The 12,651-nt window shown below is 72.6% G+C and carries 10 protein-coding genes; 9 read left to right on the top strand and 1 reads right to left on the bottom strand.

Features of this window, described 5'->3' with window-relative positions:
- The first annotated feature begins 46 nt into the window (after positions 1 to 46).
- The 9 genes from argS to prmC all read left to right on the top strand — a co-directional run bounded on the left by argS (position 47) and on the right by prmC (position 11,980).
- A complete protein-coding gene (argS, locus tag FB462_RS10905) occupies positions 47 to 1,711 on the top strand; it encodes an arginine--tRNA ligase (protein ID WP_141861883.1) in 1,665 nt (554 codons plus the stop codon).
- A gap of 205 nt (positions 1,712 to 1,916) precedes the next feature.
- Positions 1,917 to 2,675 (top strand): LmeA family phospholipid-binding protein, encoded by a 759-nt coding sequence (locus FB462_RS10900; RefSeq protein ID WP_141861881.1) that lies wholly within the window; start codon positions 1,917 to 1,919, stop codon positions 2,673 to 2,675.
- A gap of 99 nt (positions 2,676 to 2,774) precedes the next feature.
- Positions 2,775 to 4,196, top strand: coding sequence for a diaminopimelate decarboxylase (lysA, locus tag FB462_RS10895; RefSeq protein ID WP_141861879.1), 1,422 nt, complete (start codon positions 2,775 to 2,777; stop codon positions 4,194 to 4,196).
- Positions 4,197 to 4,222: 26 nt separating this feature from the next.
- Positions 4,223 to 5,542, top strand: coding sequence for a homoserine dehydrogenase (locus tag FB462_RS10890; protein WP_058742857.1), 1,320 nt, complete (start codon positions 4,223 to 4,225; stop codon positions 5,540 to 5,542).
- 49 nt (positions 5,543 to 5,591) lie between these two features.
- Positions 5,592 to 6,671: a threonine synthase gene (thrC, locus tag FB462_RS10885; protein WP_141861877.1), complete on the top strand. Its 1,080-nt coding sequence runs from the start codon at positions 5,592 to 5,594 to the stop codon at positions 6,669 to 6,671.
- A gap of 32 nt (positions 6,672 to 6,703) precedes the next feature.
- On the top strand, positions 6,704 to 7,660 hold the full coding sequence (gene thrB, locus FB462_RS10880) for a homoserine kinase (protein ID WP_141863332.1): 957 nt from the start codon (positions 6,704 to 6,706) through the stop codon (positions 7,658 to 7,660).
- A gap of 161 nt (positions 7,661 to 7,821) precedes the next feature.
- The gene (rho, locus tag FB462_RS10875) at positions 7,822 to 9,999 is read left to right on the top strand and encodes a transcription termination factor Rho (RefSeq protein ID WP_141861875.1); all 2,178 of its coding nucleotides are present in this window, start codon (positions 7,822 to 7,824) and stop codon (positions 9,997 to 9,999) included.
- Between the two features lie 3 nt (positions 10,000 to 10,002).
- A complete protein-coding gene (gene prfA, locus FB462_RS10870) occupies positions 10,003 to 11,088 on the top strand; it encodes a peptide chain release factor 1 (RefSeq protein WP_058740390.1) in 1,086 nt (361 codons plus the stop codon).
- Positions 11,089 to 11,104: 16 nt separating this feature from the next.
- On the top strand, positions 11,105 to 11,980 hold the full coding sequence (gene prmC, locus FB462_RS10865; RefSeq protein ID WP_141861873.1) for a peptide chain release factor N(5)-glutamine methyltransferase: 876 nt from the start codon (positions 11,105 to 11,107) through the stop codon (positions 11,978 to 11,980).
- Here the strand turns inward: prmC and FB462_RS10860 are convergent.
- On the bottom strand, positions 11,977 to 12,639 hold the full coding sequence (locus FB462_RS10860; RefSeq protein WP_141861871.1) for an HAD family hydrolase: 663 nt from the start codon (positions 12,637 to 12,639) through the stop codon (positions 11,977 to 11,979). The two genes, prmC and FB462_RS10860, sit on opposite strands and share 4 nt — an antisense overlap.
- Positions 12,640 to 12,651: the final 12 nt, after the last annotated feature.

Raw genomic sequence — 12,651 nt, 5'->3', positions numbered from 1 at the left:
GACGCGGGCCAGGAGCCGCCTGGACGTCCCGGTAGGATCGACCCTCGTGACTCCTGCCGAACTCTCCGCCGCGTACCTGTCGATCCTGACCGGGATCGTCGAGCGACGAGGCGCGTCCGACACCGTGACCGTCGGGGAGTCGCACGTCGCGCTTGAACGGCCGAAGAACCGTGCGCACGGCGACTGGGCCTCGAACGCGGCGATGCAGCTCGCGAAGCGCCTCGGCACGAACCCGCGCGAGCTCGCGACCGAGATCGCGGGCGAGCTGACCGAGCTGGACGGCGTCGCGTCGGTCGACGTCGCCGGACCCGGCTTCATCAACATCACGCTCGAGGCGGCGGCCGCGGGGGAGATCGCCCGCACGATCGTCAACGGGGGTTCGTCCTTCGGGCACGGCGACCTGTACGACGGCGTCCGCATCGACCTCGAGTTCGTGTCCGCCAACCCGACGGGCCCGATCCACATGGGCGGCGTCCGCTGGGCCGCGGTCGGCGACAGCCTGGCGCGCGTGTTCGCCGCGCAGGGCGGCCTCGTCACCCGCGAGTACTACTTCAACGACCACGGCGCGCAGATCGACCGCTTCGCCCGGTCCCTCGTCGCGTCCGCGCTCGGGGAGCCCACGCCCGAGGACGGCTACGGCGGCGCCTACATCAGCGAGATCGCCGCCCGCGTGCTGTCGACGTACGACGGCGACGTGCGCGACCTGCCCCGCGACGAGGCGCAGGAGCTGTTCCGCCGCGAAGGCGTCGACTTCATGTTCGCCGACATCAAGCAGTCGCTGCACGACTTCGGCGTCGACTTCGACGTGTACTTCCACGAGAACTCGCTGCACGAGTCGAAGGCCGTCGAGCGCGCCATCGAGCGCCTGCAGTCGCTCGGGATGATGTACGAGGCCGAGGGGGCGCTCTGGCTCCGCACGACCGACTTCGGCGACGACCGGGACCGCGTCGTCATCAAGTCCGACGGCGACCCCGCGTACATCGCCGGTGACCTGGCGTACTACCTCGACAAGCGCGAGCGGGGGTTCGAGCGGAACCTCATCATGCTCGGCGCGGACCACCACGGCTACGTCGGTCGGATGATGGCGATGTGCGCGGCGTTCGGCGACGAGCCGGGCACGAACCTCGAGATCCTCATCGGCCAGATGGTCAACCTGCTCAAGGACGGCCAGCCGTTCCGGATGTCGAAGCGCAACGGCACGATCGTGACGATGGAGGACCTCGTCGACGCCGTCGGTGTGGACGCCGGCCGGTACGCCCTCGTGCGGTTCGCCAGCGACACCGCGATCGACATCGACCTCGACCTGCTCACCAAGCGGACGAACGACAACCCGGTCTTCTACGTGCAGTACGCCCACGCCCGCACGCAGTCGGTGGCGCGCAACGCCGCCGCCTCCGGGGTGGACCGCTCGGCGTTCGACGCCTCGCTGCTCACCCACGACACCGAGGGTGCACTCCTCGGTGCCCTCGCGGAGTACCCGCGGGTCGTCCGGCAGGCCGCGGAGCTGCGCGAGCCGCACCGCATCGCGCGGTACATCGAGCAGCTCGCGGGGCTGTACCACCGCTGGTACGACGCCTGCCGCGTGACGCCGCTCGGCGACGAGGCCGTGACCGACCTGCACCGCACCCGCCTCTGGCTGAACGACGCCACCGGCCAGGTCGTCCGCAACGGCCTGGGGCTGCTCGGCGTCTCCGCTCCCGAGCGCATGTAGCGCGGCCCCGCCCGGATCGAACCACGGAACCGACGTCGAACCAGCCCCCGCGGCTGGTTCGACGTCGGTTTCCTGGTTCGACGCGCGCCCGCCGGGCCGCCCGCCGACCGCCGCCGACGCGCCGGGCCGCGCGCCGCAGCCGGCGCGCCGGACCGCACCCGTGCCTCCAGGCCGGCTGCCGGGGGACCCTGGCAGGGTGGGACGCATGTCCGTCGCCCCCGCACCCGCCCGGAAGCGCCGTCGCTGGCCGATCGTCCTCGTCGTGCTCGTCCTCGTGCTTGTCGCGATCGCGGTCGTCGCCGAGTTCGTCCTGCGCGGCGTGGTGGACCGCACGATCGCCGACCAGGTCGAGCAGTCCCTGCCCGACGGCACGACCGGCGAGGTCACTGCCCACGCCGAGGGCATCGTCCTGCCGCAGCTGATCGCCGGGACGCTCGACCGGGTGGACATCTCGTCGGACCGGATCACGGTCGACGGCGTCCCGCTCGCGGCGGACGTCACCGTGCACGACGTCCCGGTCGACGGCAAGGGCGACGTCCGGGACGTCGACGGGCACGTGACGCTCGCCGCCTCGAGCGTGAAGGACCTGGCGAAGTACAGCCCGCTGTTCGACCGGCTCCGGCTCGTCGACGGCGGGGTCGAGCTCTCCGGCTCCACCGCGGTGCTCGGCTACGACATCTCGTACGCGGCCACCGGTGACGTCGTGGCGCAGCCCGACGGCCGCGGCGTGACGATCACGCCGCAGACGGTCCGGATCACGAACTCGGCGCTCGGGCTCAAGGTGGACTCCATCCCCGGCGTGACCGACGTGCCCGTGACGGTCTGCACGGCGCAGTTCCTGCCGGAGCAGCTGCGGGTCCGCTCGCTCGACATCACCGGGTCGGACGCGACCGTGCGGGTCACGGCCGATCGGCTGCCGCTCACGGAGCAGGGACTGCAGACCGTGGGGACCTGCGGCAGCTGACGGCGCGGGGGAGTCGCGTCCCGTCGCCGCGCGTGTCGTCGCGCCGCGGCCCGTAACAGCGGACTGGAGGCTCGTCCCGGCTCGCTAGGATCGGGTCCCGTGAGCGAGAACCCCCTTGCCCCGCCGCGGCTGCGGGTCCCCGACGACGCCTCCGCGCTGACCGCGCGCATCTGGCCCGCGTCCGCGACGCGGACCGACGACGGCTCGCTCGCGATCGGCGGCGTCGCCGCCGCCGACCTGGTCGCGCAGTACGGCACGCCGCTCTACGTCGTCGACGAGCGCGACGTGCAGTCCCGTGCCGTCCGCGTCCGCACCGCGTTCGACGACGCCTTCGGCCTGATCGGCACCCGGGCGCACGTCTACTACGCCGCGAAGGCGTTCCTCACGACCCAGGTCGCCACGTGGATGGCCGAGGCCGACCTCCGCGTCGACGTCTGCACGGGCGGGGAGCTCGCGGTCGCCCTGGCCGGCGGCGTCGACCCGGCACGCCTGGGCTTCCACGGCAACGACAAGTCCGACGCCGAGATCGCCCGCGCGGTCGAGGTCGGCCTCGGCACGATCGTGCTCGACAGCCACGAGGAGATCGGTCGCGTCGCCCGTGCCGCGGCGGACGCCGGGACCGTGCAGCGCGTCCGGATCCGGATCAACAGCGGTGTCCACGCGTCGACGCACGAGTACCTGGCGACCGCGCGCGAGGACCAGAAGTTCGGCATCCCCCTGACCGAGGCCGTCCAGGCCGCCGCAGCCGTGCGCGCGGAGCCGAGCCTGGCGTTCGTCGGTCTGCACTCGCACATCGGCTCGCAGATCTTCGACGAGTCGGGCTTCCGCGAGGCCGCCCGCCGTCTGATGGACGTGCACGCCGAGCTCGTGCAGTCCGGGCCGGTGCCGGAGCTGAACCTCGGCGGCGGCTGGGGGATCGACTACACCGAGGCGGACGAGGCGTTCGCCCCGGAGGACGTCGCCGAGGCCCTCGCCACCATCGTCGCCGAGGCCTGCGCCGAGCGGGACATCCCGGTGCCGGAGATCGCGGTCGAGCCCGGCCGCTACATCGTCGGCCCCGCGGGCGTCACGCTCTACCGCGTCGGCACGATCAAGCCGGTCGCGCTCGAGACCGAGGACGGCGCGAGCGCCACACGCACGTACGTGTCGGTCGACGGCGGCATGAGCGACAACGCCCGTCCCGCGCTGTACGGCGCCGACTACACCGCCCGGCTCGCCCGCACCTCGGACGCCCCGGCCGTCCTGACGCGCGTCGTCGGCAAGCACTGCGAGTCGGGCGACATCGTCGTGCACGACGAGTACCTGCCCGGCGACGTGCACCGAGGCGACCTGCTCGCCGTCGCGGCCACCGGTGCCTACTGCTGGGCGCTGTCGAGCAACTACAACCACGTGGGCCGCCCGCCGGTCGTCGCGGTGGCGGACGGCGCTGCCCGTACCCTGGTCCGGGGCGAGTCGATCGACGACCTCCTCGCCCGCGACACCGGGGTCGTCCCCGCGCCCGCAGCCGGCGCGGCCGGATGACCCGAGAACGACAGGACCCGTACCAGATGATCGAATACCGCAACGTCCGCGTCGCGCTGCTCGGAGCCGGCTCGGTCGGCTCCCAGGTGGCCCGGCTGCTCCTGGAGCACGGCGACGAGCTCGCCTCCCGTGCCGGCGCCGGCCTCGAGCTCGTTGGCATCGCGGTCCGCGACACCGACGCGCCTCGGGACGTCGACCTGCCGAAGGAGCTCTTCACGACGGACGCGGCGTCGCTCATCCTCGGCGCGGACATCGTCGTCGAGCTCATCGGCGGCATCGAGCCCGCGCGCACGCTCGTCCTGCAGGCGCTGCAGTCCGGCGCCGACGTCGTCACGGGCAACAAGGCGCTCCTCGCCACGCACGGCCCGGAGCTCTTCGCCGCGGCGGAGCAGGTCGGCGCGCAGCTCTACTACGAGGCCGCCGTCGCCGGGGCGATCCCGATCATCCGGCCGCTGCACGACTCGCTCGCGGGCGACCGCATCGAGCGGATCATGGGCATCGTCAACGGCACGACCAACTTCATCCTCGACCTGATGGACCGCGAGGGCGCGACGTTCGAGGACGCCCTGGCCACGGCGACCGAGCTCGGGTACGCCGAGGCCGACCCGACCGCCGACGTCGAGGGCTACGACGCAGCGCAGAAGGCCGCCATCCTCGCGTCGCTCGCGTTCCACACCTCGGTCCCGCTCGCCGCCGTGCACCGCGAGGGCATCACCTCGGTCACGATCGAGCAGGTCCGGGCCGCGCGCAAGGCCGGCTACGTCGTGAAGATCCTCGCGACGGCCGAGCGCCTGACCGACGCGCAGGGCGTCGAGGGCGTCAGCGCCCGGGTGTACCCGGCGCTCGTCCCGGAGTCGCACCCCCTGGCGAGCGTGCACGGCGCGAAGAACGCCGTGTTCGTCGAGGCCGAGGCGGCCGGCGACCTCATGTTCTACGGCGCGGGTGCCGGCGGCGTCGAGACGGCGTCCGCGGTGCTCGGCGACCTGGTGTCCGCCGCCCGTCGCCACGTCATCGGCGGCCCCGGGATCGCCGAGTCGACGCAGTCGGCGCTGCCGGTCTTCCCGATCGGCTCGGTGAGCACGCGCTACCAGATCACGCTGCACGTCGCGGACGCCCCTGGCGTGCTCTCCACCGTCGCCGGCGTCCTCGCCGACCACGGCGTCAGCGTCGAGACCGTCGAGCAGACCGCCGCCACCGACCCGGGTGACGGCACGGCCGGCACCGCGAACCTCGTGATCGGCACGCACCTCGCCCGCGAGTCCGCCCTGGCCGACACGGTCCGGGCCCTCCGTGACGAGGACGTCGTCGTCGAGGTGACGAGCGTGCTCCGCGTCGTCGGCGCCTGACCGTCACCCCACCGCCCCCGACTGCAACACACCGAACAAGGAGAGCCTGATGGCCCACCAGTGGCAGGGAGTCCTGCGCGAGTACGCTGATCGTCTCGACGTGACCGAGACGACGCCGATCGTCACCCTCGGCGAGGGCGGGACCCCGCTCATCCCGGCTCGTCGTCTGTCGGAGCGCACCGGCGCCGAGGTCTACGTGAAGTACGAGGGCATGAACCCGACCGGCTCCTTCAAGGACCGCGGCATGACCATGGCGATCTCGAAGGCCGTCGAGCACGGTGCGAAGGCCGTCATCTGCGCCTCGACCGGCAACACGAGCGCGTCGGCCGCCGCCTACGCCACGCACGCGGGGATCACCGCTGCGGTGCTCGTGCCCGAGGGCAAGATCGCCATGGGCAAGCTCAGCCAGGCCGTCGCGCACGACGGCCAGCTGCTGCAGGTGCAGGGCAACTTCGACGACTGCCTCGACATCGCGCGCGACCTCGCCGCGAACTACCCGGTGCACCTCGTGAACTCGGTCAACAACGACCGCATCGAAGGGCAGAAGACCGCCGCGTTCGAGGTCGTCGACGTCCTCGGTGACGCGCCGGACTTCCACTTCCTGCCCGTCGGCAACGCCGGCAACTACACGGCGTACTCCCGCGGCTACCGCGAGGACGTCGCGGCCGGCCGGTCGACGAAGATGCCGCGCATGTTCGGCTTCCAGGCCGCCGGATCCGCCCCGATCGTCCGCGGCGAGGTCGTCCCGAACCCGGACACCATCGCGTCGGCGATCCGCATCGGCAACCCGGCCTCGTGGCAGTACGCGCTCGAGGCCCGGGACGAGACCGACGGCTACTTCGGTGCGATCACCGACGAGGCGATCCTCGTCGCGCACCGCATCCTGTCCGCCGAGGTCGGCGTCTTCGTCGAGCCCGCGTCCGCGATCGGCGTGGCCGGACTGCTCGAGCGTGCCGACGCCGGCATCGTGCCCAAGGGTGCGAAGGTCGTCATCACGGTGACCGGACACGGCCTCAAGGACCCGCAGTGGGCCCTCCGCACGGCGGACGGCGGCGAGGTCGCTCCGACGAGCGTCCCGGTCGACACGAAGTCGGTCGCCGACGTGCTCGGACTGGTCGGCTCCGCGTGAGCGTCGACCGCTCGTCCGGGCCGGGGGAGGGCATGACCGCCCGCAACGCTGTACCGGCCGGACGGGCGGTGCGTGTGCGCGTCCCGGCGACCTCCGCGAACCTCGGCCCGGGGTTCGACTCCCTGGGGCTCGCGCTGTCGCTCTACGACGAGGTCGTCGTCCGGGTCCGTCCGGAGCCGGGCGCGACCGTCACGGTCGAGGGCGTCGGTGCCGGCGAGGTCGCGACGGACGACTCGAACCTGGTCGTCCGGGCCGTCCGCCGCGGCCTCGAGCACGCCGGAGTGGCCCAGCCCGGGCTCGAGCTGCACGCCGTCAACGCGATCGCGCACGGGCGCGGCATGGGTTCGTCCGCCGCGGCGATCGTCGCCGGGCTCATGGCCGCCCGCGGACTCCTCGAGGGGATCGTCGACCTCGACGCATCGACCCTGCTGTCGCTCGCCACCGAGATGGAGGGGCACCCCGACAACGTCGCCCCGGCCCTGTTCGGCGGTCTGACGATCGCGTGGATGACGCCAGAGGGCCCCGCGTACAAGCGGCTGCTCGTCCACCGCGGTGTCTCGCCGGTGGTCTTCGTGCCGACCTCGACGCTGTCGACGAAGCTCGCGCGGTCCCTGCAACCCGCGAGCGTGCCGCACGAGGACGCCGCGTTCAACGTGTCGCGGTCCGCCCTGCTCGTCGCCGCGCTCATCCAGAGCCCCGAGCTGCTGCTCGCCGCGACCGAGGACCGCCTGCACCAGTCGTACCGGGCGAGCGCGATGCCCGAGACGGACGCGCTCATCGGTCTCCTCCGGCAGCAGGGCCTCGCCGCGGTCGTCTCCGGCGCGGGACCGAGCCTGCTCGTCCTGGGCAGCGACCCGGCGCAGCGCCTGACGGCCGCGGACCTGGTGGCGCGACACGCGCAGTCCGACTGGCGGGCCCTCATGCTGGCCGTGGACCTGGGTGGTGCTACAGTGGTGCCGCACTCGGCGCTCGAAGCCGATCCCGCGTAGGCGCAAGGACTGCTCCTCACCAGCGCAGGGTCCGGTGCGCGGGGGCACTCTCTTTCTGATCACCGAATCCCGGTCCGTCGTCTGAACGACGGTCGACGCGCACCCATGCGCCGGGACGGTGGAAACTCTCCGCGTTCTGCGGTTCGAAAGGAAACACCGACTTGACGAACGTCAACGACTCCACCCCGGTGGAGATCCCCAGCGACCTGCGCGCCCTCCGACTCCCGGAGCTCCAGCGGATCGCCTCCTCGCTCGGCATCACCGGGCTCTCCAAGCTCCGCAAGGGCGACCTCATCGCCTCGATCGAGGACAAGCGTCCCGCCGACGCCGCCCCCGCCGAGACCCCCACGGTCGAGACCCCCGCGGTCGAGACCCCCGCGGTCGAGACCCCGGCGGAGCCGGCTCCGGCAGTCGAGACCCCCGCGGCAGCCGAGCCGACCGAGGCCCCCGCCGCCGAGCAGCCCGCCCGTGGCCGTCGCTCGCGCCGTGCCTCGTCCGGCGGCACGGTCAGCGCCGCGCCGACCTCGGCCGCCGAGCACACCAACCACGGCCACACCGGCACCGAGGACCTGCTCGCGGGCCTCGACCAGGTGCGCGCCGAGAAGGACGCCCAGGAGGCCGCCCAGGCCGGACAGCGCCGTGGCCGTGGCCGCGGTCCCGCCGCCGAGGCGCCGACGGTCGACGCCGCCGACCAGCAGGCCGATGCCGGTCAGCAGCCGGCCGACGCCGGTCAGCAGCCGGCCGACCAGGGTCGGACGCAGGACGACCAGGGCCAGCAGGACCAGGGCCAGGACGAGCAGCAGGGCGAGGGCGGCTCGCGCCGCGGACGCCGCAGCCGGGGTCGCGGTCGCGGCCGCGGGCAGAACGGCGAGAACGGCGAGCAGCAGTCCGGCGAGCAGAACGGCCAGCAGAAGCAGGCCGGTCAGCAGCACGCCAAGCAGGACGAGCAGAAGGCCGACGCCGACCAGGACGACCGCCAGCAGCAGAACGGCCAGCAGAAGCAGAACGGCCGCCAGAGCCAGAACGGCCAGCAGAAGCAGAACGGCCAGCAGCAGAACGGCCCGCAGCAGAACGGCCAGCAGGACGACGCCGAGGGCGGCCGCGGCCGTCGTCAGCGGGACCGCAAGCGCGGCCGTGGCGCCCAGAACGACGAGTTCGAGCCGGAGATCACCGAGGACGACGTCCTCATCCCGATCGCCGGCATCCTCGACGTCCTCGACAACTACGCCTTCGTGCGCACCACGGGCTACCTGCCCGGCCCGAGCGACGTCTACGTCTCGCTCGGCCAGGTGAAGAAGTACCACCTGCGCAAGGGCGACGCGGTCGTCGGCGCGATCAAGCAGCCGCGGGACAACGAGCAGCAGGGCCGCCAGAAGTACAACGCCCTGGTCAAGGTCGACTCGATCAACGGGCAGACCACGGACGAGGCAGCGGCCCGCAAGGACTTCTCCGACCTGACCCCGCTGTACCCGAACGAGCGCCTGCGGCTGGAGACCGAGCCGCAGAAGCTGTCCACGCGGATCATCGACCTCGTGTCGCCGATCGGCAAGGGCCAGCGCGGGCTCATCGTGTCCCCGCCCAAGGCCGGCAAGACCGTCGTGCTGCAGGCCATCGCCAACGCGATCGCGAAGAACAACCCCGAGGCGCACCTCATGGTCGTCCTGGTGGACGAGCGTCCCGAAGAGGTCACCGACATGCAGCGCTCGGTGAAGGGCGAGGTCATCGCCTCGACCTTCGACCGGCCCGCCGAGGACCACACCACGGTCGCCGAGCTCGCCATCGAGCGTGCGAAGCGTCTCGTCGAGCTCGGTCACGACGTCGTCGTGCTGCTCGACTCGATCACCCGTCTGGGCCGCGCCTACAACCTGGCGACCCCGGCCTCCGGTCGCGTGCTCTCCGGCGGCGTCGACTCCGCGGCGCTCTACCCGCCCAAGCGCTTCTTCGGCGCCGCGCGCAACATCGAGGACGGCGGCTCGCTGACCATCCTCGCGACCGCGCTCGTCGAGACCGGCTCGAAGATGGACGAGGTGATCTTCGAGGAGTTCAAGGGCACCGGCAACATGGAGCTCCGCCTGAACCGCCACCTGGCCGACAAGCGGATCTTCCCGGCCGTCGACGTGAACGCCTCCGGGACCCGTCGCGAGGAGCAGCTGCTCTCCGCCGACGAGGTCAAGATCACGTGGCGCCTGCGTCGAGCCCTCGCCGGGCTCGACCCGCAGCAGGCGCTCGAGATCGTGCTGCGGAACCTCAAGGAGACGCAGTCCAACGTCGAGTTCCTCGTCCAGGTGCAGAAGTCGGTCCCGACGACCGGCGGGCGCCACGACGGCCACCAGGAGTAACGCGTGTTCGAGTCGGTGGCGGGGCTGCTGGCGGAACACGAGGACCTGACGCAGCAGCTGTCGGACCCCGCGCTCCACGCCGATGCCGCCCGGGCGAAGAAGGTGAACCGGCGCTACGCCGAGCTGAGCCAGATCAAGGCCGCGTACGAGTCCTGGCAGGCGGCGGGGGACGACCTCGCCGCCGCCCAGGAGCTCGCCCGCGAGGACGAGGCGTTCGCGGACGAGGTCCCCGGGCTGCAGGAGCAGCTGGCGGAGCGCCAGGAGCGCCTCCGCCGGCTCCTCATCCCGCGCGACCCGGATGACGGGCGCGACGTGATCATGGAGATCAAGGGCGGTGAGGGCGGCGAGGAGTCGGCGCTCTTCGCCGCGGACCTGCTCCGGATGTACTCGCACTACGCCGAGGCGAAGGGCTGGAAGGTCGAGCTCCTCGAGCGCACCGAGTCCGACCTCGGCGGCTACAAGGACGTCCAGGTCGCGATCAAGTCGAACGCGACCGACCCCTCGCAGGGGGTCTGGGCACACCTGAAGTACGAGGGCGGCGTGCACCGCGTGCAGCGCGTGCCGGCCACCGAGTCGCAGGGCCGCATCCACACCTCGACCACCGGCGTGCTGGTGTTCCCCGAGGTCGACGAGCCCGAAGAGGTCCAGATCAACCAGAACGACCTCAAGATCGACGTGTACCGGTCGTCCGGCCCCGGCGGGCAGTCCGTCAACACGACGGACTCCGCGGTCCGCATCACGCACCTGCCCACGGGCATCACGGTCGCGATGCAGAACGAGAAGTCGCAGCTGCAGAACCGCGAGGCCGGCATGCGCGTCCTCCGCGCCCGCATCCTCGCCCGCCAGCAGGAGGAGCTCGACGCCATCGCCTCGGACGCGCGCAAGTCGCAGATCCGCGGCATGGACCGCTCGGAGCGCATCCGCACGTACAACTTCCCGGAGAACCGGATCGCGGACCACCGCACCGGCTACAAGGCGTACGACCTGGACCGCGTGATGAACGGGGCGCTCGAGCCCGTCATCCAATCCGCCATCTCGGCGGACGAAGAGGCCCGCCTGGCCGCCATCGGCGACCAGGACGGCCAGTAGCGGCCTGGAGGATCGGATCACCTCCGACGGTCAGCCGACGTTCACCGCGGATCGCCTCCTCGAGGAGGCGACCGCGGCGCTCGTCGCGCACGGGGTCCCGTCCGCGCGTGTGGACGCCGAACTCCTGCTCGCCTGGGCGACCGACACGTCGCGCGGCGCGGTGCAGGCACGCGCGATGACCGGGGGAGCGATCGCTGCCGACCACGTCGACCGCTTCCGGCACGCGGTCGCGCGGCGCACCACCCGCGAGCCGCTCCAGCACATCACCGGCGAGGCGCACTTCCGCGCGCTGACCCTGGCCGTCGGACCCGGCGTGTTCGTGCCGCGACCGGAGACCGAGGGGGTCGTGCAGTTCGGGATCGACGCCCTGCGCGCCGCCGCGGTCCCGGAGCCCGTCGCCGTCGACCTCGGGTCGGGGAGCGGGGCGATCGCGATCGCGATGGACACCGAGGTGCCGAACGCGGTCGTGTACGCGGTGGAGCGCTCGCCCGAGGCGCTCCCGTGGACCCGGCGCAACGTCGACGCCCACGGCGGGACCGTCCGGCTCGTCGAGGGCGACCTCGCTGATGCTCTCCCGGAGCTCGACGGCACGGTGTCGGTCGTCGTCTCGAACCCGCCGTACGTGCCCGACGACATGGTGCCGGTCGACCCCGAGGTCCGCGACCACGACCCGGCGCTCGCGCTGTACGGGGGAGCGGACGGCCTCGACGCCGTCCGGGCCCTCACCGAGACGGCCTGGCGCCTGCTCGTGCCGGGCGGTCTCCTCGTGATCGAGCACGCGGAGCAGCAGGGCGCCGGTGTGCGCGAGGTCCTCGCGCGCCGGGGGTTCCGGACCCCGGAGACGCACGTCGACCTCACCGGGCGCGACCGCACGACCACCGCGACCCGCTAGACGGACCCGAGCCGCGCCTCCAGGCTGTCGTCGGTCATCGCGACGAAGGCGCGGACCGCGTCGCGGAGGTCCGTGTGCTCCTCGACGAGCACCGCGTGGATGCCCACCGACCGCGCCGCCTCGACGTTGACCGGCATGTCGTCCGCGAAGAACGTGCGCTCGGCGGGGACACCGTGGTGCGCGAGCGCCCGCTCGAAGACCTCGGGCTCGGGCTTCCTGGCCCCGAAGTTGCTCGTCGTGTCCAGGTGCTCGCCGAAGAGCGGCGGGAGCGACGGTACCCAGCGGCCGATCCACCGACCGGCGAGCGGTCCGTTGTTCGTGAGGAGCCCGACGCGTCCGTGCTCGGCGGCGATCCGGACCGCCTCGACCCGGTCCGGGAGCTCCGTCATGGCCGCGCCGCGGATCCGCGCCCAGTCGGCCTCGGGCACGTCGGTGCCCATCGCGTCGGCGAACGCGGCCAGGTAGGCGTCGCCGTCGGCGTAGTGGCCGGCCTCGGCGCGGGCCTCGTTCCCGCAGTCCCACCAGCGGCGGCGGAGCTCCGCGAAGTCGTGTCCGGTGAACTCGGCGAGGGCGGCCATCCGGACCCGCCAGTCGTACCGGACGAGGACCTCGTCCATGTCGAAGAGGAACAGGAGGCGGGGCGCGTCGGTCTCGTTCACGATGCCACCCAT

Source organism: Curtobacterium citreum (assembly GCF_006715175.1).
Taxonomy (GTDB): Bacteria; Actinomycetota; Actinomycetes; order Actinomycetales; family Microbacteriaceae; genus Curtobacterium; species Curtobacterium citreum.
The sequence above is the reverse complement of the archived record's forward strand: the minus strand, read 5'-3'. Positions and strand labels throughout refer to the sequence as shown.

Coding starts and splice junctions, on each gene's coding strand:
- FB462_RS10890 (WP_058742857.1), top strand. CDS start 4,223: ATGATCGAATACCGCAACGTCCGCGTCGCGCTGCTCGGAGCCGGCTCG.
- thrB (WP_141863332.1), top strand. CDS start 6,704: ATGACCGCCCGCAACGCTGTACCGGCCGGACGGGCGGTGCGTGTGCGC.
- thrC (WP_141861877.1), top strand. CDS start 5,592: ATGGCCCACCAGTGGCAGGGAGTCCTGCGCGAGTACGCTGATCGTCTC.
- FB462_RS10900 (WP_141861881.1), top strand. CDS start 1,917: ATGTCCGTCGCCCCCGCACCCGCCCGGAAGCGCCGTCGCTGGCCGATC.